Origin of the sequence: Thiomonas arsenitoxydans (assembly GCF_000253115.1) — a bacterium.
GTDB lineage: Bacteria > Pseudomonadota > Gammaproteobacteria > Burkholderiales > Burkholderiaceae_C > Thiomonas > Thiomonas arsenitoxydans.
Genome location: NC_014145.1, coordinates 2,758,401 through 2,780,971, shown reverse-complemented (window position 1 = coordinate 2,780,971; position 22,571 = coordinate 2,758,401). Strand labels below are relative to the sequence as shown.

General features: G+C 65.5%; 24 protein-coding genes. 5 read left to right on the top strand and 19 right to left on the bottom strand.

The genetic code is table 11. From position 1 onward, the window contains the following. Positions 1-15 precede the first annotated feature (15 nt). Complete coding sequence (locus THI_RS13060) at positions 16-1,812, top strand: ATP-binding cassette domain-containing protein (RefSeq protein ID WP_013106731.1); 1,797 nt, start codon at positions 16-18, stop codon at positions 1,810-1,812. Here the strand turns inward: THI_RS13060 and THI_RS13055 are convergent. Genes THI_RS13055 through THI_RS13040 form a run of 4 tightly spaced genes read right to left on the bottom strand, consistent with a single transcriptional unit; the run spans position 1,761 to position 6,295 of the window. Next, entirely contained in the window at positions 1,761-2,864 is a 1,104-nt protein-coding gene (locus THI_RS13055; RefSeq protein WP_231836201.1) for a glycosyltransferase family 4 protein, read from the bottom strand. The two genes, THI_RS13060 and THI_RS13055, sit on opposite strands and share 52 nt — an antisense overlap. A 50-nt stretch (positions 2,865-2,914) precedes the next feature. Then, a complete protein-coding gene (locus tag THI_RS13050; RefSeq protein ID WP_013106729.1) occupies positions 2,915-3,946 on the bottom strand; it encodes a glycosyltransferase in 1,032 nt (343 codons plus the stop codon). Then, complete coding sequence (locus THI_RS13045; protein WP_013106728.1) at positions 3,924-5,066, bottom strand: YbdK family carboxylate-amine ligase; 1,143 nt, start codon at positions 5,064-5,066, stop codon at positions 3,924-3,926. The genes THI_RS13050 and THI_RS13045 overlap by 23 nt, the downstream gene beginning before the upstream one ends. Beyond that, on the bottom strand, positions 5,063-6,295 hold the full coding sequence (locus THI_RS13040; RefSeq protein WP_013106727.1) for a cation:proton antiporter: 1,233 nt from the start codon (positions 6,293-6,295) through the stop codon (positions 5,063-5,065). Before THI_RS13040 ends, THI_RS13045 begins: the two co-directional genes overlap by 4 nt. 283 nt (positions 6,296-6,578) lie before the next feature. On the opposite strand from THI_RS13040, the gene THI_RS13035 reads away from it, so the two are divergent. Genes THI_RS13035 through dnaE form a run of 3 tightly spaced genes read left to right on the top strand, consistent with a single transcriptional unit; the run spans position 6,579 to position 10,598 of the window. Next, positions 6,579-6,800, top strand: coding sequence for an antitoxin MazE family protein (locus THI_RS13035; RefSeq protein ID WP_013106726.1), 222 nt, complete (start codon positions 6,579-6,581; stop codon positions 6,798-6,800). Continuing rightward, the gene (locus tag THI_RS13030; RefSeq protein WP_013106725.1) at positions 6,800-7,120 is read left to right on the top strand and encodes a type II toxin-antitoxin system PemK/MazF family toxin; all 321 of its coding nucleotides are present in this window, start codon (positions 6,800-6,802) and stop codon (positions 7,118-7,120) included. Before THI_RS13035 ends, THI_RS13030 begins: the two co-directional genes overlap by 1 nt. A gap of 37 nt (positions 7,121-7,157) precedes the next feature. Then, entirely contained in the window at positions 7,158-10,598 is a 3,441-nt protein-coding gene (dnaE, locus tag THI_RS13025) for a DNA polymerase III subunit alpha (protein ID WP_013106724.1), read from the top strand. Here the strand turns inward: dnaE and THI_RS13020 are convergent, their stop codons facing one another. From THI_RS13020 to nrdR, 15 genes are all read right to left on the bottom strand, one after another. After that, the gene (locus tag THI_RS13020; RefSeq protein WP_013106723.1) at positions 10,599-11,597 is read right to left on the bottom strand and encodes a cell envelope integrity protein TolA; all 999 of its coding nucleotides are present in this window, start codon (positions 11,595-11,597) and stop codon (positions 10,599-10,601) included. It lies immediately after the preceding gene. A 46-nt stretch (positions 11,598-11,643) separates the two neighbouring features. Next, the gene (locus tag THI_RS13015; protein ID WP_013106722.1) at positions 11,644-12,111 is read right to left on the bottom strand and encodes a biopolymer transporter ExbD; all 468 of its coding nucleotides are present in this window, start codon (positions 12,109-12,111) and stop codon (positions 11,644-11,646) included. A gap of 50 nt (positions 12,112-12,161) precedes the next feature. Then, positions 12,162-12,914, bottom strand: coding sequence for a protein TolQ (tolQ, locus tag THI_RS13010; protein WP_013106721.1), 753 nt, complete (start codon positions 12,912-12,914; stop codon positions 12,162-12,164). A 143-nt stretch (positions 12,915-13,057) separates the two neighbouring features. Continuing rightward, on the bottom strand, positions 13,058-13,540 hold the full coding sequence (ybgC, locus tag THI_RS13005) for a tol-pal system-associated acyl-CoA thioesterase (protein ID WP_013106720.1): 483 nt from the start codon (positions 13,538-13,540) through the stop codon (positions 13,058-13,060). Further along, positions 13,537-13,749, bottom strand: a complete 213-nt coding sequence (locus tag THI_RS13000) for a hypothetical protein (protein WP_013106719.1) — start codon at positions 13,747-13,749, stop codon at positions 13,537-13,539. Before THI_RS13000 ends, ybgC begins: the two co-directional genes overlap by 4 nt. After that, the gene (locus THI_RS12995) at positions 13,746-14,267 is read right to left on the bottom strand and encodes an ATPase (protein WP_013106718.1); all 522 of its coding nucleotides are present in this window, start codon (positions 14,265-14,267) and stop codon (positions 13,746-13,748) included. Before THI_RS12995 ends, THI_RS13000 begins: the two co-directional genes overlap by 4 nt. Before the next feature lie 10 nt (positions 14,268-14,277). Next, entirely contained in the window at positions 14,278-15,459 is a 1,182-nt protein-coding gene (locus tag THI_RS12990; protein WP_013106717.1) for a pyridoxal phosphate-dependent aminotransferase, read from the bottom strand. A 193-nt stretch (positions 15,460-15,652) separates the two neighbouring features. Further along, the gene (nusB, locus tag THI_RS12985) at positions 15,653-16,261 is read right to left on the bottom strand and encodes a transcription antitermination factor NusB (protein ID WP_013106716.1); all 609 of its coding nucleotides are present in this window, start codon (positions 16,259-16,261) and stop codon (positions 15,653-15,655) included. Further along, a complete protein-coding gene (ribH, locus tag THI_RS12980; RefSeq protein WP_013106715.1) occupies positions 16,258-16,743 on the bottom strand; it encodes a 6,7-dimethyl-8-ribityllumazine synthase in 486 nt (161 codons plus the stop codon). The genes nusB and ribH overlap by 4 nt, the downstream gene beginning before the upstream one ends. Positions 16,744-16,795: 52 nt before the next feature. Further along, complete coding sequence (gene ribBA, locus THI_RS12975) at positions 16,796-17,962, bottom strand: bifunctional 3,4-dihydroxy-2-butanone-4-phosphate synthase/GTP cyclohydrolase II (protein ID WP_013106714.1); 1,167 nt, start codon at positions 17,960-17,962, stop codon at positions 16,796-16,798. Between the two features lie 42 nt (positions 17,963-18,004). After that, positions 18,005-18,583, bottom strand: a complete 579-nt coding sequence (locus THI_RS12970; protein WP_013106713.1) for an Antimicrobial peptide resistance and lipid A acylation PagP — start codon at positions 18,581-18,583, stop codon at positions 18,005-18,007. A gap of 146 nt (positions 18,584-18,729) precedes the next feature. Then, positions 18,730-19,542 (bottom strand): class II glutamine amidotransferase, encoded by an 813-nt coding sequence (locus THI_RS12965; protein WP_013106712.1) that lies wholly within the window; start codon positions 19,540-19,542, stop codon positions 18,730-18,732. After that, on the bottom strand, positions 19,535-20,167 hold the full coding sequence (locus THI_RS12960) for a riboflavin synthase (protein ID WP_013106711.1): 633 nt from the start codon (positions 20,165-20,167) through the stop codon (positions 19,535-19,537). Before THI_RS12960 ends, THI_RS12965 begins: the two co-directional genes overlap by 8 nt. Before the next feature lie 6 nt (positions 20,168-20,173). Beyond that, complete coding sequence (gene ribD / locus THI_RS12955; RefSeq protein WP_013106710.1) at positions 20,174-21,337, bottom strand: bifunctional diaminohydroxyphosphoribosylaminopyrimidine deaminase/5-amino-6-(5-phosphoribosylamino)uracil reductase RibD; 1,164 nt, start codon at positions 21,335-21,337, stop codon at positions 20,174-20,176. Then, complete coding sequence (gene nrdR / locus THI_RS12950) at positions 21,334-21,825, bottom strand: transcriptional regulator NrdR (protein WP_013106709.1); 492 nt, start codon at positions 21,823-21,825, stop codon at positions 21,334-21,336. Before nrdR ends, ribD begins: the two co-directional genes overlap by 4 nt. 114 nt (positions 21,826-21,939) lie before the next feature. On the opposite strand from nrdR, the gene purN reads away from it, so the two are divergent. After that, positions 21,940-22,563, top strand: coding sequence for a phosphoribosylglycinamide formyltransferase (gene purN, locus THI_RS12945; RefSeq protein WP_013106708.1), 624 nt, complete (start codon positions 21,940-21,942; stop codon positions 22,561-22,563). Positions 22,564-22,571: the final 8 nt, after the last annotated feature.

Genomic DNA, 22,571 nt, shown 5'->3' with positions numbered 1-22,571 from the left:
GCATGAGTGTTCTATATGTCTGAAAGAAGTTTGAGACCGTCTGGCTCTGCGGTTCGTCTGTTGCGGCAACTTTTTAAAGCCAACCCTCGCAACCGCTCCGCCGCCTTGCTCATCGTGCTCTTCGCCGCGATTGTGGCAGCGACCGAGCCGGTGCTCCCAGCCCTGATGAAGCATGTGCTCGACGTGGGCTTCACGGCGAAGCGGGACTTTCCCTTGTGGGCTGTGCCTGCGGTGCTCATGGGCTTGTTCACGATACGGGGTTTGGCGTGGCTGGCTTCGCAATTTCTCACTCAGTGGTTGACGCAGAACGTGCTCGCGCGGGTGCGGGAACTGGTTTACGGGCAGATTGTGCACGCGCAGCTGGCGCAACTCCAGCGCGAGAGCGCCAGCAGCCTGATCGGGGCGTCGGTGTATGAGGCGCAGTTGGCGCTTGGCATGATCTTTCCGGGCCTGCTCACGCTGGTGCGCGACAGCTTCACCCTGATCGCCTTGTTCGGCTATCTGCTGTGGGTCAACTGGAGTCTGACGCTGTTGACCCTGGGCATTCTGCTGCCGCTGATTTTCACCATGCGCATCATCAGCCGCCGCGCCAAGCGCTTGAATGCGCAGATGCAGAAGGCGGCGGAAGAAACCTCCTACGCGCTGGAGGAGGGCATGCTGGCCGCGCCGGTGATTCGTGTGCACAACGCGCAGAGCGGTTTTGCCGCTCGGTTCGATCGCATCAACCAATCGTTGCGCCGCACCACGGTGAAAACGCTGGTGTCGGGCTCCACGACCACGCCGGTATCGCAATGGCTGTCGGCGCTGGCGGTTTCGGTGGTCATCGTGTTTGCCATGTGGCAGAGCGATGTGTCGGGGCAGCACAGCGTGGGCGGGTTTGTGGCGTTCATCACCGCGATGATGATGACGCTCTCGCCCCTGCGTCGTGTGGCCGACATCGTCCAGCCGATGATGCGCGCGCTCAGCTCCCTCGACCGTCTGCGCAGCATTGTGGATGCGCCGCGAGAGCAAGACACTGGCACGCACACCACTGAGCGTGTGCGCGGCGACCTTGAGTTTGACGATGTGGGCGTCACCCTCAGTGCCATGGACCGCCCGGTGCTTGACGGCATTCGGCTGCGCGTGCAGGCAGGCGAAAGCCTCGCGCTCGTCGGCCCGTCCGGCGCGGGCAAGACCACGCTCATGCGCCTGGTGCCGCGCCTGCTGGAGCCCACTCGGGGCCGACTGCTGCTCGACGGCGTGCCGCTGCGCGACTGGAGTCTGCACAGCCTGCGCGAGCAGATTGCCTATGTCGGGCAAGACGTGGTGCTGCTCAACGACAGCATTGGCGCCAACGTCAGCTTCGGCTCCGAGGTGGACGAAGACCGCGCCTGGGCCGCGCTCAATGCCGCCGCCTTGGGTGATTTCGTGCGCGGCTTGCCCGGCGGTTTGCAGGCCCCGGTCGGCCACAACGGCTCGCAGCTCTCAGGCGGGCAGCGCCAGCGGCTCTCCATTGCCCGTGCGCTGTACCGCAACGCCCCGCTGCTCATCCTCGACGAAGCCACCAGCGCGCTCGACGCCGAAAGCGAGCGCCTTGTGCAGCAAGCCATCAACCGCCTCATGGAAGGCCGCACCACCATCGTGATCGCCCACCGGCTTGCAACAATAGCCCACTGCCACCGCATCGCCGTGCTCGACGAGGGCCGTCTGATTGAACTCGGCACGCAGGCCGAGTTGCTGCAAAAAGACGGCCTCTATGCCCAACTACACCGCATGCAGTTTCATGTTTCGGCGGCGCCGAACCCGGCAGAGCGCGAGGGAAGCGCGAAATAGGCCGGGCTGTTCCCAGAGTTTGTCTGGCAGGCCGCAAAAAAGCCCAAAAGTTGCCGCACATGCGTCTGCACGCTCGGGTCATAGAGCAAGGCTTTGGCAGGATCGGCGATGCGGTGCTCACCTCGCAGGGCTCGCGCGCAGGCTGCGGCGATCGCCTGGGCCAGATCCGTAGCATCGGTGGGGGCGACGACGATTTTCGCGCTGGAATCGATGACTTCGGCGCTGCCGACCTGTTGCCCGATCACGACCGGCGTGCCGCACAGAATCGATTCGACCCCGACCAGACCAAAAGGCTCGTAGTGCGAAGCGATCGCGGTGTAGTCCGCCGCGGCAAAAACGGCCTCAATATCGGTACGGTAGCCGAGCTCAATGATGTTTGGCGCTCGCTGCGGCACTGGTCTGCCTGCCACGGCCAAGCAGATCGGCAGCGACGTTTGGGCGAACAAGGCGTGCAGTTCGGCAAAACCTTTGCGCGCATGGCCGGTCGATGCGAGCAGGAAGACGACGCGGTCGGCAGGCAGTCCCAGGCGCTGCCGCACGCTACGCCTGTGTTGTTCATCGAGGGGCTTGAACCGGGCCGTGTCCACCGGCGGGTGAAGCACGTCGATCTTGCTGGCAGGCACGCCGTAGAAATCCTGCAACTCGTCGCGCATTCTGTGCGAGTGCGCGACGATGCGTTTGGCCTGGGTAAAACACCGGCGCTCATGTTCGATCTGACGGCGGTCGATCCAGCCGGGTTTTTTTCCCATCGCGCGCAAAAAACCCGGATGCGTCCCACCGCAGACGACGATGTGTGCATGCAGGCTTTGATTGACGCCGAATACGCAGTCGATGCCCTCGCGCACGATGATGCGACGCACGGCGCGGTCGAACACCGCGTTGCGCCACGGGCGCGGTACCCCTTGAGTGCTTGCCACGAGGCAGCGCGTGCGCTGCGCTTGCGGGAGACTGCGATCGATCTTGCGGGCAATGACCAGCGGGGAAATACCCAAATCCAGCAGTCCGGACAGGACGTCGCGCGCGTAGCGCTCGGCGCCGCCGCCGTGGTTCAACGCTTGTGCCGTAATGGCCAGATGCAATCGGTTGTGATCAAAGGGCTGGGTCATTTGGGCGGACGGCCGGCAGCGTCCGCGCCGCGGCGAATGCGCAAGCGGTGCTTGAGCCGAATGAAAAAATCATACATCCAGGGCAGGCGGGCATAGCCGAACAGACGCAGACGATACCCTAGCGGTACCCCGCGCGCATCAACCACGGCGCGCAGCGCTGGGTTGGCGCCGGAGTTGCAGAGCATGGTCGCGGTGTAGCGCGCGCGGCAGAGCGAGGTGGTGAGCGCCGCCTGTACCGGGGCAGCGCGCTCAGCCCGCACAGCGTCGGCGACATGCTGCTGCAAGGCGACAAGCGCGGCCTGGTTGCCCCGACACATTCTCGCGATGTGCGCGGCCAGATTTGCCGGGCGCTGTTTGCTCGACAGGCCGCCGCGACGCCAGCGCACCAGCGGCTCATGCAAGGTGCTGGCGTGGCCGATCAGGATGGCGCGCAGCAGCATGATCTGATCCTCGGCGTGAGCGCCGGCCTGCATTGGCCCAAAGTGCTCGAACAGCGTCTTGGCCCACACATGCGAGGCGCCGACCAGCCAGGGTCTGGCGCGGCACCATTGATCGAGGTCGAAGCCGTCGAGCGGGGTGTGCGCGATCACCCCGTGAATTTCACCGTGTTCGTCCAAGTCGTACAGGTCGGTGGCGATCAGCAGCGGTTGGCGGTGTTGCGCCAGCCAATGCGCAACCACGCGCTCGCAGCGCTGCGGCTCGCTGACATCATCGCCTGCGGCGACGAATAGCAGCTCGCCCTGCGCCAGCGTCACCAGGCGGGAAAAGTGCGCGCTGATGCCTTCGTTTTGCGCATTGCGCCGCATCAGGACGCGATGCGGGCCGCGATAGCCGCGCACCGCATGCTCGATGCGCGCAAAGGTGTCGTCGCTGGAGGCGTCGTCGGAAATCAGGATTTCCAGGGGCGAGTAGGTTTGGGCCAGGGCGGCCTGCACTGCACGCTCCACAACGTCCTGCTGCTCATAGCAGGCGAGCAACAGGCTGACCAGCGGTTGGTCCGATTGCTCAGGTGGAGTTGTGGCGTTCATTGGTGTGCACCATCCACCGCCCCGCCTGCTGCCGCACCACTTCAGGCAGGTGATGCTCGCGTGAGAACACCTCGCGGATCCATTCGGCATCGTTGCCGCGGGCGCTGACGTCGGCCAGTAACTCGCGCAGGGCGGCGTCGGATTTGCAGTCTGCGGCGTGGCCTTCGAGTTTGACGAGGGTGCGGATGAGGTCTTCGCGCAGGGTGCGGTGTTCGCGGGTGGCGGGGTCGACGAAGGTGCCGTCGAAGCCGAAGCGGCAGGCCTGAAAGCGGTTGAAGGTATAGACGAGGTAGTCGTCTTCCTGCGGCTGGAAGGGCCGCTCGCGCTGAATGTAGGCGCCCAGGGTCTGGATGTAGGCGGCGATGCGCGCGGCCTTGGTGATGGTGAGCGGGGTGTCCATCACCCGCACTTCAATGGTGCCGTACTCGGGCTTGGGGCGGATGTCCCAATAGAAGTCTTTCATGCTCTTGACCACGCCGGTAGCGGTCATTTTGTCGAAGTAGCGCTCGAAGTCTTCCCAAGTCAGGGCAAAGGGCGCGCGGCCCGAGAGCGGGAAGGCGAACACCGAGTTCAGCCGCGCGGAGTGAAAACCGGTGTCTTCACCCTGCACATAGGGCGACGAGGCGGAGAGGGCGATGAAGTGCGGAATGAAGCGGGAGATGCAGTGCAGGGTGTAGAGCGCGGTATCGGCGTCGGGGCAGCCCAGGTGCACATGCTGGCCGAACACGGTGAACTGCTTGCTCAGGTAGCCGTACAGCTCGGAGAGCTGGAGAAAGCGCGGTTTGTCGAAAATGCGCTGCTGCGCCCAGTGCTGGAAGGGGTGAGTGCCGCCACCGGCCAGGCCCACGTCGAGCTTGTTGGCGGCTTCCATCAGCGCGCCCTGAATCTCGGTGAGCTGGGCGATGGCGTCGTCATAACCGGTGCAGATGCCGGTGGCGAGCTCGATCATGCTCTCGGTCATTTCCGGCGTGACCACGCCGGGCAGCTTGTGGCCTTGCAGCAGACGCAGCAGGTCGGGCGCGCAGGGCATGAGGTCGTAGTTGTGCCGGTTGACGATCTGCAACTCCAGCTCGATGCCGATGCTCAAGGCGCCTGATTTGGTGAAGGGCCCCAGACTCATGCGCTTCCTCCCGTGGTGCGGCTGACCGGGCCGGGGGCGATGTCGCCGCTATAGCCCAGCGCCCAGCGGGTGAGCAGCGGGGCGAGCAGTTCGAGCAGGGCGATGGCGCTGAACGCGACGGCCAGCATGGGGTGCAGCGCCGCCCCGGCCGAGCTGCCGAGAAAGCTCAGCGCAAGTACGAAGCTCACGCCCGCGGCCGGGTTGAGCGACAGGCCCAGCGCGACAGACTGCCGCCAGCTCGCGCCGCTAACGCGGCCGAACGCCAGCGCCCCGGCGAGCTTGGCCACCAGCCGCACGACGATGACCAACGCCGCCGCCAGCCCGCCCGCCAGCAGAATGCGGGCGTTGAGGCTCAGGCCCAGAATGAGAAAGAGCAGCACCATGAGCACACCGCCTGCGGTGCCGAAATGGCGCGGCCACAGCCGGGGCCTGGGGCTGCGCCAGCGCAGCAGTGCGCCGGCCAGCAGGGGCGTGAGCAGAGCCGACCAGTTGAGCATGCGGGTGAGCGAGAGGGTGAGCACAATGAGGCCGACGAGCATCAGCGCGCCGCCCTCGTCGCGGAAGTCGAAATGCCGCTCCACCCAGTTCACCGCCCAGGCCAGCAGCGCCGCCGCCAGCACCGAGCCGCCGAGCAGGTACAGCAGATGCAGCGCCGAGGCGGCCGCGCCCTGCGGGCCGTCGGCGTCCATCATGCCCAGCAGCAGGCTGCAGACCAGCAGGGCGTAAAACGTGTTGAGCGCCGAGAGCAGCAGCAGGCGCTCGGTCACCTGCCCGTTGGTGCGAAACTCGCTGCTGATGCGCAGCACTACTGCGGGCGAGGTGGCCATGAGCAGCCCAGCCACGATGGCCGACTGCAGCGCGGCGAAGCCGAGGAACACCAGAGTGATCCACACCGCGCCAAAGCCCAACGCCGATTCAAGCAGGCTCATGCCCAGCAGGGCTGGGTTGGCGCGAAGCCAGCGCAGATTCACCCGGTGGCCGATCTCGAAGAGCAGCACGGCCAGGGCCGTATCGACAATGGCGCGGGCGCTGTTCTGCAGCTCATACACATTGAGCCCGGCTCCGCCTGCGGCCAGAATCATGCCCGCTGCGGCATAGCCCACCAGCCGCGGCCACTTGAGAAAGCGAAACACCGATTCCCCCGTGAGCGTGGCCAACACCAGCGCGGCACCCACCCAGAACACCCCGTCAGGATGCAAGGGCCATGCGGGCAGGTAGCTGTTGATCATCGTGCGGGGTCTCCGGTGTGTGAAATGGGCCGTCGTCGCTGCCTTGGTTGACACCATAGCAGAGCGGAAAGTGGGAAAAAATCGAGCGGAATAGCGGGAAAAGACATCATCCCCCTCCCGGCCTCCCCCACTGCGTGGAGGAGGAGCAAACGCGCCCTCCCCATTTTTGGGGAGGGTAGGGATGGGGAGGCTTTGAGCCACGAACTTCACACATCAGCATGCCGGATCGACGGGTTGCATGCGGAGTATCATGTAACCATGTATGCAACCAGCGGAGAGCATCATGCCATTCATCCATGAATCAACCGACAAGGTCGCGCGTCACCGCGAGCGGATGCGCGCTGCCGGACTGCGACCGGTGCAGTTTTGGGTGCCGGACACCCGCTCGCCCGAGTTCGCGGCGCAAGTGCGTCGGCAGTGTCAAGACCTGAAAGGCGATCCGGCAGAAGCCGAAGCGCTGCGATTCACCGAAGAGGCTGCATCGCAAGTTGAGGGCTGGGAGTGATGCAGCGGGGCGACTTGGTGACGGTTTCTCTGCAGGGCGATTACGGCAAACCAAGGCCTGCGGTGATCATTCAATCCGACCTGTTGGGCGACTTGGAAAGCGTCATGCTGTGCCCAGTGACGAGCGATTTGCGCAATGCCGCGTTTCGCGTCACCGTCGAGCCGAATCCAGCGAACGGACTGCGTGCACTATCGCAGGTCATGGTGGACAAAATCTCGACACTGCCGCGAAGCAAAATAAGCGAACCTTGCGGGCGACTCGATGAGGAGCGGATGAAAGCGGTCGACAGGGCGCTGCTGCTGGTCATCGGCGTGATTTGATGCTGTGAACCGGGCGGCGCCTCCCTAAAATACCCCGATGCCCTACGTCCATCTCCGCACCCACACTGAATACTCCATCGTTGACGGCGCCTTGCGCGTGGACGACATGGTGCCCGCGGCTGCTCGCGACGGGCAGGGGGCGTTGGCGATCACCGATTTCAACAACCTGTTTGCCACCGTGCGGTTCTACAAAGCCGCGCTGGACGCCGGGGTCAAGCCGATCATCGGCTGTGATGTGCTGCTGGGCAGCGCCCGCCATCCGGGGCAGTTCACACGGCTGCTGCTGCTGGTGCAGAACCGCACCGGCTATCTCAACCTCTGCGATTTGCTCAGCCGGGCTTGGCTGGACAACCAGCAGCGCGGCCGTGCCGTGGTGCAGTGGGAATGGCTGGAGGGCGGGCTGGCCGAAGGTCTGATCGCGCTCTCGGGTGCGCATGAAGGTGCCATTGGGCAGGCGCTGCTGCAGGGCGACACGGCCACCGCGCGTGATCTGGCGCGGCAGCACGCGGCCGTGTTCGAGGGGCGCTTCTACATCGAGTTGCAGCGCGGCGGTCATGCCGCGTGCGAGCCCCACGTGCAGGCGGCGGTGCCCTTGGCGGCCGAACTGGGTTTGCCCGTGGTGGCAACGCACCCGGTGCAATTCCTCAAGGCCGACGACTTCGATGCCCACGAAGCGCGGGTGTGCATCGCCGAGGGCGAAACCCTGGGCAACCCGCGCCGCCAGCGCAAGTTCACTGCCCAGCAGTATTTCAAGTCGCAGGCCGAGATGGAGGCGCTGTTTGCCGATGTGCCTTCGGCGCTGGCCAACACCGTGGCGATTGCCCAGCGCTGCAATCTGGTGCTCGATCTGGGCAAACCGCAATTGCCGCTGTTCCCCACGCCGCAGGGACTGACCCCCGCCGAGTTCTTCCGCCAGCAGGCGCAGGACGGGCTGGAGCAGCGGCTGGCCGTGCTCTATCCGCAGGCCGACCAGTGCGAAGCGGCCCGCCCGCGCTATCAGCAGCGGCTGGAGTACGAGCTGGGCATCATCGCCAAGATGGGCTTCGAGGGCTACTTCCTCATCGTGGCCGACTTCATCAACTGGGCCAAGAACAACGGCTGCCCGGTGGGGCCGGGACGGGGTTCGGGCGCGGGCTCGCTGGTGGCGTACAGCCTGCGCATCACCGACCTCGACCCGCTGGAGTACGCGCTGCTGTTCGAGCGCTTTCTCAACCCGGAGCGGGTGTCGATGCCCGACTTCGACATCGACTTCTGCCAGGAGAACCGCGACCGCGTCATCGATTATGTGAAGGAGAAGTACGGCGTGGATGCGGTATCGCAGATCGCCACCTTCGGCACCATGGCCGCGCGCGCCGCGGTGCGCGACGTCGGGCGGGTGCTCGATCTGAGCTACACCTTCTGTGACGGCATCGCCAAGCTCATTCCGGCCAAACCGGGCCAGCACATCTCACTAGCCGACGCGCTCAAGCAGGAGCCCCTGCTGGCGCAGCGCTACGAGGAGGAAGAGGAGGTCAGGCAACTACTCGATCTCGCCCAGCAGCTCGAAGGTCTGCCGCGCAACATCGGCATGCACGCGGGCGGGGTGCTCATCGCGCCGGGCAAACTCACCGACTTTTGCCCGCTGTATGCGCAGCCGGGCAGCACCGACGCCGTTTCACAATTCGACAAGGACGATGTCGAAGCCGCCGGGCTGGTGAAGTTCGACTTTCTCGGCCTGGCCACACTGACCATCCTGGAACTGGGCGCGCAACTCATCCGTCGCAACCACCCCGACCGCGCCGACTTCAAACTCGAAGACATTCCGCTGGACGACGCCAAGAGCTACAAACTCATGGCCAAGGGCGACACCGTCGCCGTGTTCCAGCTCGAATCGCGCGGCATGCAAGGCATGCTGCGCGACGCCAAGCCCGACCGCTTCGAAGACATCATCGCCCTGGTGGCGCTGTACCGCCCCGGCCCGATGGACCTCATTCCCACCTACTGCGCGCGCAAAGCGGGCAAGGAAGACGTGGTCTATCCCGACCCGCGCATGGCCTCGGTGCTGGAGGAAACCTACGGCATCATGGTCTATCAGGAGCAGGTGATGCAGGTGGCGCAGGTCATCGGCGGCTACTCGCTCGGCGGCGCCGACCTGCTGCGCCGCGCCATGGGCAAGAAAAAGCCCGAGGAGATGGCGCAGCACCGCGGCATCTTCGCCGAAGGCGCGGCCAAGAATGGCATCAAGCCGGAGAAGGCCAACGAGATCTTCGATTTGATGGAGAAGTTCGCGGGCTACGGCTTCAACAAATCGCACGCCGCCGCCTACGCGCTGCTCGCCGTACAGACGGCCTGGATGAAGGCGCATTACCCCGCCGAATTTCTCGCGGCCAACATGAGCATCGCCCTCGACGACACCGACAAACTCAAGATTCTGGTGGAAGACGCGCAGGCCTGCGGCATCAACGTGCTGCCGCCCGATGTGAACGCCTCGCAGTGGCGCTTCGATCCGGTGGACAGCAAAACCATCCGCTACGCCCTGGGTGCCATCAAGGGCAATGGCCAGGCTGCGGTGGAGGCCATGATCGCCGCGCGGCAAGAGCGGCCTTTCACTTCGCTGTTCGACTTTGCCGAACGGGTGGATCGCACCCGCCTCAACAAACGTGTGCTCGAAGCCTTGGCCAAGGCCGGCGCGTTCGACAGCCTGCACCCCGAGCGTGCCGCGGTGATGGCCGCGGTGGAAACCGCGATGGACTACGCCGCGCAGCGCGAGGCCGCGAGGCAGCAGGCCGGGCTGTTCGACCTGTTCGCCGCCGACGCCGCCGATGGCGGCCACAACCCGGCGCACGAGCCACGGCTGCCCGAGGTCGAGCCCTGGGATCTGCGCACCAAGCTCTCCTTTGAGAAAACCGCCATCGGCTACTACCTCAGCGGTCATCTGTTTGACGCCAGCGCCGAGGAGGTGCGGCGCTTTGCACCGACCGCGCTGATGGATCTGGTCGATTCGCGCGACCCGGTGCTTATCGCGGGCATCGCGGCCGGGGTGCGTCTGGTGCAGTCGCAGCGCGGGCGCATCGCCATCCTCGCGCTCGAAGATCGATCGGGCGCGATGGAAATCGTCATCGGTGAAAGCCTGCTCGACACCGTGCGCGACCGCCTGCGCGACGACGCCCTGCTGGTGCTGCGTGGCAAGGCGCAGACCGACCGCTTCAATGGCGGGCTGCGTTTCAACGCCGACTCGGTGTGGACGCTCGAAGAAGCCCGCGCCCGTCTGGGAAAGAGCATCCGTCTCAAACTCAACGGCGCCAGCTCGGCCGAGCCGCTGGTGGGGCTGGCCCGCCAGCACGCCAGCGAAGATGGCTTGCCGCTGCTGCTCGACGTCGAGCGCGCCGGGGCGCAAGTGCGCCTGAGTGTGCCGGCCTGCCGCCTGCCGCCCACCGATCCGATCCTGAGCGCGTTGGCCCAGCTCTCGAAAGATGGCCGGGCGGAGATCGACTACTGATCAGCTTGGGTCGCGCGGCCCGGCTTTGACCAACATCGGCGTCCAGATCTTGCCGTTGCTGTCGGGCGGGAAGTGGTGCACCCGCTCGATGGCGCGCAGCACGGCCTGATCCCAGCTCGTCACACCGCTGGAGCGCTCGATTTTCGCGGTGAGCACGGCGCCGTCCGGCGCCAAGTTGACCAGCACCGTCACCCGCGGATCGCCGGTGATCTGGTTGATCTCGGGATAGGTCACGTTCTCCCGCACCAGACTGGCGATGCGCGCCGCATACGTGCCCGACGGACCGGAGGTGCGCGCCGCAGTGCCGGTGCTGTTGGCCGCGCCGGTGCCCGCCTGCTGCATCAACTGCTTCATGTAATCGTCGCGCGACGAGGCGGCAAGCTGCGTCTGCTGCTGCTCCAGTTTTTTCTGCTTCAGCTCGGCTAGCCGCTTTTGTTCGGCCAGCTTTTTTTGCTCGGCCAGCTTTTCCTGGCGCAGTTTTTGTTCCTGCTGCTGTTTGCGCTGTTCGGCCAACTGTTGTTGTTTGAGTTCCTGCTGCTGCTTTTGCTCGGCCAGGCGCTGCTTTTCCTCGGCGAGTTTTTTCTGTTCTTCCTTGAGCCGTTTTTCGATCAGCGCCTGTTGCTCGGCCTGCTGTTTTTTGAGCGCGGCTTCGCGCTCTTGCTTCAGCACGATGTCGGCCTGTTGCACCTGCGGCTCGGGTTTGGGGGCGGCCACGGGTTTGGGCGGCGGCGGTGGCGGAGGGGCGGGCTGCGGCTGGGGTTGCGGCTGCTTGCGTTCCATCGGCGCGGTGGGCCGGGGCGCGGCGCGCTGCACCGTGGGCGACCACAACTCGGCCTCCACCGCTTCGGGCGGGTGACTCTTCCAGTGCACGCCGAAGGCGATGAGGGCGATGAGCAGTAGGTGGAACAGGGCGGCCAGGCCGAAGGCGCGCAGCGTACCGCGTTCGTGCGGCGGCTGCAGCGCGGAGGGGTCGCCTGGGGATAAGCGCGCGGTGTTCATGGGAAAAGGGGAAAAAACCGGGCTAAAAAGCGGGAGAAAAAACGCATCAGGATGGGTTGGACTGGACGGCCAGGCCCACGCGCTCCACACCGTGCTGTTTGAGCAGATTGAGCGCGCGCATCACCGCGTTGTACTTCACGTTTTTGTCGGCGGCGATCAGCACCGGCATGGCATCGAGGCTCAGGCCAGCCTGCGCGGCCAGTTGCTGCACGGTCTGCGGCAAGTCCTTGAGGCTGACGGGCTGCGGCGCGGCGTTGGCGGCCTTGCTCTTAGGGTCGCGCAGCGAGACTTCGAGCATGTCATCCTTCTGGATGGTGACCTGCACCAAGACACTGGGGGCCTGCGGCGCATTGCCCACGGTAGGTAGCTTGACCATGGTCGGCGTGATGAGCGGCGCGGTGACCATGAAAATGATCAGCAACACCAGCATGACGTCGATGTAGGGCACGACATTGATGTCGGCCAGAGCGCGCCGCGAGCGATGCCCACGACTGCTCGATTGGAGGGCGGGCATGTCAGAAGTTCCCAGGGATCAGCGAACGAAGTGAGCGCGAGGGAGTCACCTCAGCGCCCTCCGCCAAAGCCGGTGACCGGCCCGGCTCGCCCGGCGCTTGCTGCCGCGGCCGACTGCGCGGCGCTCGGCGCGGGCGTGCTCTGGCGCTGCAGGATGTTGGAGAACTCTTCGGTGAACGACTCGTAGCGATTGGCCAAGCGGTCGATGTCGCGGGCGAAGAAGTTGTAGGCGATCACCGCGGGGATGGCCGCGAACAGGCCGATGGCCGTGGCCACCAGCGCCTCGGCAATGCCGGGCGCCACGGTGGCCAGCGTGACCTGCTGCAGATTGGACAGGCCGACGAAGGCGTGCATGATGCCCCACACCGTGCCGAACAGGCCGACATAGGGCGAGACCGATCCGACCGAGGCGAGAAAGGACAAGTTGGCTTCGAGCGCGTCCATCTCGCGCTGGAAGGCGGCGCGCATGGCTCGGCGGGCGCCGTCCACCAGGGTGGAGCCGTCGAGCACATGGCGCTCGCGCAGCTTGAGGTATTCACGCATGCCCGAGGCGAAGATGCGCTGCAGCGGGCTGCCGTGGCGGCCGTTGCTCAGCGCCGATTGGTACAGGTCGTTCAGTCCCGTGCCCGACCAGAACTCCTGTTCGAAGTCTTCAGACTTCACCCGCGCCGACTTGATGGCAAAATATTTGCGGAAGATGACGGTCCAGCTCGCCAGCGATACGGAGAGCAGAAGGGCGAGCACCAGCTGCACCACGATGCTGGCGCCGAGCACCATGGATACGATGGAGAAGTTTTGATCCATAGGGAGGTCTGGCTGTAGTAGTGGGAGAGTGAGCGCGCGGCTCAGGAGAGACAGCCTGCATTACAACAAATCCCCAACGGGCGCGGCCGCTGCGGAGAAGACAGGATTGAGGAAAAAAGGTTCACGAAAGGAAGGGTTGCAGCTCAGGGTGCGGGTGAAGCAGGCGCTGCCCAGCGGGTGACGCGGTCGAAGACTTCCCGCGGAATGCGCGATGGCCGCAGCGTGGCCGCCGCCACGCAACCCACGCGTACCGTGGCCTCGCACAGCAGCGCGGCGGGCGCACCGCTGGCGTCGCAGCGCCAGGCCTGTTGCGCGACGGTGAGGCTGGCGCTGCCGATGTCCTGCAAGCGAAGCTGGATCTGCAGCGCGTCGTCGAGTTTGGCGGGGGCGGCGTAGCGCAGGTGCACGTCGGCCACGACGAACACCATTCCCGATTGCGCCGCCAGCTCCGACTGCGCCAGCCCCAGGCTGCGCAGCCATTCCGTGCGCGAGCGCTCGAAGAACTTGAGATAGTTGGCGTAATAGACGATGCCCCCGGCGTCGGTGTCTTCCCAGTACACCCGCACGGGCCAGTGGAAAACAGCGAGGCAAGGGGGTTGCGCCGAAGGTCTGGCGGTCGAGTTCATGCCTTCTCGGTGGTGTGGGTGTCGGCTGAGGGATTCATCTGCGGGCTGCCAATGTTGATCAGCTTGCCATCGCGCCAGACATAGCAAGGCGTGCCGGTACGCAGCGCGAGCTCACGCGCGCTTTGGGCTGCACGGCGCAGGGCGGGCTCGACTTTTTGCAGGTCGGGGTCGACAGAAGGCGGGGTGTGCTTGATCGGAGAGATGGTCATGGGTTGTCCCCGCTGCTGATCAGAGAGGGTAGATCACCCGAGTTGTCATAAAGTGCCCAGGCGTTCACCAACGGTTTGTAGAGATGATGGAAATTGAGTAATCCGGCTGAAAAACGGCGTCGGATGACGGCTTCAGGGATGGCATGCCCGCCTTGCGTCACACGGGCCGCCACACGCTGTACCGCCATTTCCGCATCGGGCAAGGACAAAAACACGAGCTTGGCGTGATAGCCCAATGCACGCCACCGCGGAATTTGCGCGGCATAGCCGCGCCCGCTGAGGGTGGTTTCCAGGGCGAAGCTTTTCCCGTTTTTCACCCGTAAGTCAATTTCTTCCAGCATCAGGCGCGCAGCGCGTCGGGCAGCCCTATCGGGATCGAATGGGGATAAGCCCGAGGCGATGAGATCGGCGTTGATGAAGTCGCTGTAATCCGCTTCGGGCAGGAAAATCTTGGCGAAGGTGGTTTTTCCAGCGCCATTCGGCCCCGCGATCAGCAGGATGCGATGCTCCGGGTTCATTGGGCGATTTTCATGCCACCTTGCGTTCCAGATAGCCGCGCAGCCGGGACAGCGCTTCCTGCAGGTTGGCGATGCTGTTGGCGTAGCTCAGGCGGAAGTAGCGCTGGGGCTCGGCGGTGCCGAAGTCTTTGCCGGGTACGAGCACCACGCCGGTATCGCGCATGACCTCGAAGCAGAAGTCCCAGCTGTCGGCGCTGTAGGCGGAGCAGTCGGCGTACACATAAAACGCGCCGTCCGGCCGCACGGGCACGCGCAGGCCCAAGGCGTCGAGGCCGGGCACGATCAGGTCGCGGCGGCGTTGGAACTCGGCGCGGCGGCGTTCGTATTCGGTCAGGGTGTCGGGTTCGAAGCAGGCCAGCGCGGCCTGTTGTGCCACGCTGCTGGCGCAGATGAACAAATTGCCGGCCATGCGTTCCAGCGGAGCGACGAGCGAGGGCGGCACGACCAGCCAGCCCAGCCGCCATCCGGTCATCTGGAAGTATTTGGAGAAGCTGTTGACGGTGATGATGTCGTCGCCCGCGGCCAGTGCGGTGTGACCATAGCCGGCTTCATAGCTGAGGCCCAGATAGATTTCGTCGACGATGCTCACCCCGCCGCGCGCGCGCACCACATCGGCGATGCGGCGCAGCTCCTCTGGCGCGATGGAGGTGCCGGTGGGGTTGGAGGGCGAGGCCAGCAACACCCCGGCGGTCTGCGGCGTCCACGCGGCCTCGACTTCGCTGGCGGTGAGCTGAAAGCGTTGCGCGGCGGGGGCGGGCAGCATGCGCGCCCGGGCTCCTGCAGCGGCCACGAAGTTCTTGTTGCAAGGATAGCTCGGGTCGGGCATGAGCACTTCATCGCCCGGATTGAACAGCAGCAGGCTGGCCAGGGTGAGGGCTCCCGAGGCGCCTGCGGTGATGAACACGCGCGCCGGGTCGAGCGTCACGCCGTGCACCTGGGCGTAGTGCTGCGCGATGCGTTCGCGTAGCGCAGGCAGGCCGGGCGCCAGGGTGTAGCCGGTGCGGCCGTCGCGCAAGGCTCGGGTGGCGGCTTCGACCACGGGTTCGGGCGCGGTGAAATCGGGCTCGCCCACGCTGAGATGGATCATGCGCCTGCCCTGCGCTTCCCAGGCCGTTTGTTGTTCGGCCGCGGCGCGCACCACGTCCATGACGTAGAAGGGTTCGATGGACTGGTTGCGTTGGGCTAAGCGCATGGCGGCTATCAGAGGGAGATCAGAGGGTGTAAATGAATCCGGCGTGGCCGAGCAGCGTGCCCAAACGCTTCCGATCAAGGCGCAAAGCACAGCCGTGCCCATCGGCACGGCGCGCGCTTACAACACCGAACGCAACGCCGAGCGGGGGTGTTTGGGCGCGAGGAGCGGGCATGGCGGATTTGTTCACACCCTCTCAGTCTTTGCGCGGCGGGCGCGGGCTGGCACTGGCGCGCCGGGGGAAAGAAGCGGCCGCACGTCGCGGCGGGGTTTTGGCCTTGTGGCTGACGGGCACGTTCGCGTAGGGGTTGGGCGGCGGGCTGAAGTCGGTGGCCGTGGGCTGCGCTTGCGGGTGCGACTGGTTGGCGGCTTCGACCTCGGTCTTGCGCAATTGCGCGGCGATGCGGTCGAGCACGCCGTTGACGTATTTGTAGCCGTCGGTGCCGCCATACACCTTGCCGAGTTCGACCGCTTCGTTGATGACCACGCGGTAAGGCACGTCGAGATGACGCTGCAGCTCGAAGGCGCCCATCAGCAGCAGGGCGTGCTCTACCGGGGAAAGCTCGCTGGTCTGGCGGTCGATGTGCGGCTGAATGAGGGCGTCGAGCGGCCCGGCCTCGGCCAGCGCGCCATGCAGCAGCGACTGGAAGTGATCGTCGTCGAGCTTGATGGTGGGGTAGCGCTCGTGCAGAAAGGCTTCGATCGCGCCGGTATCGCTGCCGGCGAGCAGCCATTCATAAATGCCCTGGAACGCGAGCTCGCGCGACTTGCGCCGCGCGCTTTTGGGGGCGGTGGTTGCGGTCATGCGGCCTCGTCGTCGTTGTCGCTGATGTCGATGAACAGGTTGGCCATTTCCACCGCGACGCGGGCGCATTCGGCGCCTTTGTCGATGCGGGCTTCGGCCTGCGCTTCGTTTTCCACGGTGAGCACGCCGTTGGCCACCGGCATGTTGTAGTCGAGCGCCATCTGAGCGATACCGGCCGCGCTGGTATTGCAGACGACCTCGAAGTGATAGGTGTCGCCGCGAATCACGCAGCCGATGGCAATGAGCGCATCGAAGGCCTCGCTCTCGGCCAGCGCCTGCAGCATCAGCGGCAGTTCGAGCGCGCCGGGGACGGTGTAGAGCCCGATATCGTCTTCGTTCACGCCCAGGCGCTGGAGTTCGTCGAGGCAGGACTGGGTGATGCGGTCGGTAATGGCGGTGTTGAAGCGGGCCTGCACCACGGCGACGCGCAGCTCACGGCCATCGAGTTGTTCGGAAAGAATGCGGTTCTGGACGTTTTGCATGGCGTTGGAGTGCAGAGGAGTGGCGCGCCGCGGGGCGCAGAAGGGCAACAGCTTACGCGCCGGGCGCAAGGATGGGGGCGCTGTCCTGTGCGGACTCGAAGCCGACGATCTCCAGCCCGTAGCCTGCCATGCTGGGCATTTTGCGCGGCTGGCCGAGAAGGCGCATCTGCCGCACGCCGAGATCGCGCAGGATTTGCGCGCCAATGCCGTAGTCGCGCAAGGCGGTGACGCCCGATTTGGGCGGCGTGGCCGCCGGCTGCAACAAGCGCTCAAACTGGTTTTTCAATTGCGCGGCCGATTCACCGCAGTTGAGCAGCACGGCCACGCCCACGCCTTCGCGCACGATGCGGCCAAGCGCCTGCGGTAGATTCCAGGAATGGCGCTGGCAGGCGGCATCGAGCAGGTCGAGAGCGGACAGGGGCTCGTGCACCCGCACCAGCGGCGCGGCCTGCGCGGCTAGGTCGCCATGCACCAGCGCCAGATGCAGGCCATGACCGGCGCGATCGGTATAGGCCACGCAGCGCATGGGGCCGAACGGTGTCTGCATGGGGTGTTCGCCTACGCGCTGCACCAGCGATTCGGTGCGGCTGCGGTATTCGATGAGATCGGCGATGGCGCCGATTTTCAGCTCGTGCTGCGCGGCAAATTGTTCGAGATCGGGCAGGCGAGCCATGGTGCCGTCGGCGTTCATCACCTCGCAGATCACGGCGGCGGGTTCCAGCCCGGCCAGAGCGGCGAGGTCGCAGCCGGCCTCGGTGTGCCCGGCGCGCATCAGCACGCCGCCTTCAGCGGCCATGAGCGGGAAGATGTGACCCGGTTGCACGATGTCGCTGGCCTGTGCGTTGCGCGCCACGGCGGCCTGCACGGTGCGCGCACGGTCGGCCGCCGAAATGCCCGTGGTGACGCCTTCGGCAGCTTCGATGGACGCGGTGAAGGCGGTGCCGTGCGAAGAGCCGTTGTGCTCGACCATATGCCGCAGGCCAAGCTGCGCGCAACGCTGGGCGGTGAGGGTCAGGCAGATCAGACCGCGCGCATGCGTGGCCATGAAATTGATGGCCTGCGGGGTGATGTGCTCGGCGGCAATGACCAGATCGCCCTCGTTTTCGCGATCTTCCTCATCGACCAGAATGACCATACGCCCGGCCTTGAGCTCGGCAATGATGTCGGGAACGGGGGACAGGGGCATGATGGGGACGGGCGCTGCTGAAAAGCCCATCATTATAAAACTGCCTCACCCGGCGCGCTTGCGCCGCTTGCCTTGTCAGAATTCGTAGCGTCCGAAGAAAAACGCGACGTTGCCGTTGTTGAGCTTGTTATTCACCTTCGGGATGAAGGTGCCATAAATCGACAGCCTGCCGAAACGGATCGAGGCGATGGGCAGCGCGATGGGGAAGGGGATGTTGTGGAAGATGTCGGCGCGCGAGGTCACCGCCAGGGTGTAGCCCAGACCGAAGCCCACCGGCGCGTCGTTGTTGAACATCCACTGATGGGCGTAGCCGACCACGGGCTCGGCGTTCCAGTGCGAGTCGGAGAAGATCATGGCGTACACCATGTCTTCGTTGCCGTCGGCATTGATGTGATGGCGGCCCCAGCCTATGCCCCAGGCGTGTTTGTTGAGCGTGGCGCGCTTGGCGGCGGTGTAGGTGCCGGGGTCGTGCCAGGTGTAGCCGCTGAAGTACAGATCGTCCTGTCCGGTCTGGGTGGTGCTGACCGCGGCATTCCAGGTGGACTGCGCCCAGTCGGATACGCCGCCCAGCCCGAGCGCCCAACTCGCGCGGGGAACCAGGGCCAGCCAGAGGAGGGCGAAAGTGGATAGAAGGCGGGCTGGAAAATGTTTCATGGGCTCTTGGCGGGCGTCTCAGGGAAGTCGGGCCAGACTTTATCAGCGGAAAAGATTGAGCCTGTGTCCGTTTGCAACGGGCGGCATGTGTGTGGCTGACTCAAGCGCTGTTCAGAGCCGGGTTGGGGCGCTGATCGGGGCAATGATCAAGCACCGAGACGCGCGATCAATCGGCCCTGCTGCACGACGAGCAGGGTGTTCTCTGGCAGGGGCTCCCAGTCTTCCGGGGTGAGGGGCACGCTGGCGAGCATCACGGCGGGCGCGGGTTTGTCATCGCGGCCCTGAACATGCAGCCCAGAGGCGCGCATCTGATGTTCGCTGGCGGCTTCGCGCATGAGCAGGTGCAAACCGGGCACCCAGGTGTTGCCCGGATGACTGCGGCGGCGATGCGCGTGAGCGAACAGCAGGTCGCCATCGGTGAACAGGAAGTTCGCCGCGCCGAGAGTGCGCAATTTGGCCGCGAAGTCGGAGACCGCTTCGATGCGGCGTTTGAGATCGCCGCTTTCGCCCGCCGCATCGAGCACTTGCAGTGATTGCATGAGCACGTAGAAGGCATGTTCGGAATCGGTCTGGCCCATCGGGCGGTGCGCTGCATGCGCCAGCGGAAGCGCCTGCTCGATGTCGGGCAGATCGCCGTTGTGGGCAAAGACGTGGCGCTTGCCGAACAGCTCGCGGGCGAACGGCTGGGTGTTGACCAGCGTCACCGGGCCGCGCGAGGCGCGGCGGATATGTGCGATGACTAGCGGGCTGTGAAAGTCGTGCTTTTCGAGCACCGGAACGAAGGCGCTGGCCAGCGCGGGTTGCGCTTCGCGCAGCACATGCGCGTCGCTGCCTTCGTAATACGCCGCGCCCCAGCCGTCGGGATTGGCGGCGTGCGGCCCGCCGTGGCGCGCGAATTCACGAAAGGCGAACCGCACCCGCGCGGGCACACGGCTGGAGTAGGCGAACAACTCACACATCTTTCCGACCCTCCGGTGCGCCCAGCATGCGCTCGACATAGCGGGCGATGAGGTCGATTTCGAGATTCACCGCGCTGCCCTCGCGAAGTTGATGCAGATTGGTGTGCTGCAGGGTATGCGGAATGAGGTTGATGCTCACGCGGCAATGCTGCGGCAGATCTTCGACGCGGTTGACCGTCAGACTCACGCCGTTGATCACGATGGAGCCCTTGTACGCAAAAAACTTGCCTAAAGCGGCGGGCGCGTCCACCTCCAGCAGCCAGGATTCGCCGAAGGGCTCGAACCGGGCCACCTGACCGACGCCGTCCACATGCCCAGTCACCAGATGGCCGCCCAGCTTGGTGGACAGCGCGACCGACTGCTCCAGATTGACCCGGGCGCCCGGCACGTCCAGCCCCGTGGTGCGCGCCAGGCTTTCGGCCGAAATGTCGAAGGCAAAGCCACCGGGCTGAAGCTCCACCACCGTCATGCAGGCGCCGCTGACGGCGATGCTCTCGCCGAGCTTTACGCCCTGCAGCCAGGACGGATCGACCTGCAGTTGCACGCGTTTGCCGTGACTGGCTTGGGAACCGAGGGGGGTGACTTCGGCGATGCGACCGACGCTGGTGATGAGTCCGGTGAACATGAGGGTTCAAGGAGAAAATGAAGGAGGGAAACGAGCGAGGATGCGCAGATCGGCGCCGATCCGCTGCACATCGTGCCATCGCAGCGCGAGTCCTTCGTTGACCTGCTGATAGGGCCCCAGCGCCGCCAATCCGGCGCCCTCGCCCAGCAACTGGGGTGCAAGATACATCAGCAGTTCATCGACCACGCCAGCGCGCAGCAGCGAGCCGTTGAGCTTTTCGCCGGCCTCGCAGTGCAGCTCGTTGATGCCCCGCTGGCCGAGCACCTGCATCAACGCGCGCAAATCGGTCTTGCCCGGCTTGTCGGGATCGACGGGCAGGGCGATGTCTTGCAGATCGAGCGAGGCGGTGGCCGCGCTGCGCAGCGCCGCCAGACGCGGCGCGGCCTGTTCCGGCGGCAGGGCGTGGACGATCCACAGCGGCGAGTCGGCGCTCTGCAACAGGCGCACGGTCGCCGGGCATTCCAGGCGGCTGTCGACGACGATGCGAATGGGCTGGCGCGGCGTCTGCACCGCCCGCACATTGAGCTGGGGATCGTCCGCCCGCACCGTCCCCAGGCCAGTGAGCACGGCGCAGGCGCGCGCGCGCCAGTGGTGACCGTCGGCGCGGGCCGCTTCGCTGGTGATCCACTGGCTTGTGCCGTTGGGCAGGGCCGTGACGCCGTCGAGCGAGGCGGCCACCTTCAGCCGCACCCAGGGCGTGCCGCGCACCATGCGGGAGATGAAGCCAAGGTTGATCTCGCGCGCTTCATCGGCGAACAGCCCGACATCGACCTGGATGCCGGCATCGCGCAAACGCTGCAATCCCTGGCCTGCCACCAGCGGGTTGGGATCGACCAGCGCAGCGACCACGCGCGCGACGCCTTGCGTGGCCAGCAGGTCGGCGCAGGGCGGCGTGCGGCCGTGGTGCGCGCAGGGCTCTAGCGTGACGTAGGCGGTGGCGCCCCGCACCTCGTGGCCGCGCTCCCAGGCTTGCTTCACTGCCTGGACTTCGGCATGGTCTTGCCCCGCCGCCAGCGTGGCGCCTTCGCCCAGCACCTGGCCGTCTCGCACCAGCACGCAGCCCACCCGCGGATTGGGGCTGGTGCGGTACATCGCGCTGTGCGCCAGATCGAGCGCCCGGCGCATGAAGCGCTGGTCTTGTTCGCTGAATGAAACGTCGTCCGGGCTCATGTCGGAGTTTTGCCGCGTCGGGGTTTGGCGGCGGGCGAGGGCGGCTGCATTTCCTGCAGCACATCGAGAAACTGGCTCAAATCCTTGAAGCTGTGATAGACGGAGGCAAAGCGCACATAGGCAATGCCGTCGAGCGTGCGCAATTCCTCCATCACCCAGGCGCCGATTTGGGTGGAGGGCAGCTCGCGCGCGCCGCTTTGCAGCAGCATTTGCTCCACGCGCCCGATGGCGGTATCCACCGCGTCGGCACTGACCGGCCGCTTGCGCAAGGCCAGCAGGAAAGAGGCGCGCAATTTGTCGCGGTCGTATTCGGTGCGGCGGCCATCTTTTTTCACCACCACCGGAAAGCTGACCTCCGCGCGCTCATAGGTGGTGAAGCGCTTGTCGCAATGGCCGCAACGCCGCCGCCGCCGCAGCGCGGTGCCGTCTTCCACATCACGGGTTTCAATCACCTGCGTGTCGGGGCTTTGGCAAAAGGGGCATTTCATGGCGGCGTGGCAACATTAAACCCGTCATTATTCACGCCGCAGCCTGTTTTCGCGGCAGCGCGCGCAAACACGGCGCGCATCAAACGCCTGACGCGGCGGCTACACTGCCCGCCGATGAAAAATCTGGTTCTCCTCATTTCCGGGCGCGGCAGCAATCTGCAGTCCATTCTTCAGGCCGAGCGCGAACAGGGCTGGGGCGTTTGCGTGCGTGGAGTGATCAGTAACCGGGCTGATGCCGCAGGGCTGGATGTTGCGCGCGCCTTCGGGGTGCCCACGCAGGTGATCGCGCACGCCGACTTTCCCAACCGCGAGGCGTTCGACGGTGCTTTGGGCGACGCGATTGCCGCGCTGGAGCCCGACGTCGTCGCGCTGTGCGGCTTCATGCGGGTGCTGGGTGCGGCGTTCGTCGACCGCTTTGCGGGCCGTCTGGTGAATATCCATCCGTCTTTGCTGCCGGCTTTCACCGGTTTACGCACCCATGCCCGCGCCCTCGAAGAAGGGGTGAAGTGGCACGGTGCTACCGTGCATCTGGTGAGCGGCGCGCTCGATCACGGGCCGATTCTGGCGCAGGCCGCCGTGCCGGTGCTGGATGGTGATACGGTCGAGACGCTGGCCGCGCGGGTCTTGCTTGAAGAGCACCGAATTTATCCCCACGCCGTGCGGGCTTTGCTGGAAGGACGGGTGCAGATCGACGGCTTGCGCACCCGCATCCGTCCGTCCTCCGATTCTTCCCTTTGAAAGAGCGC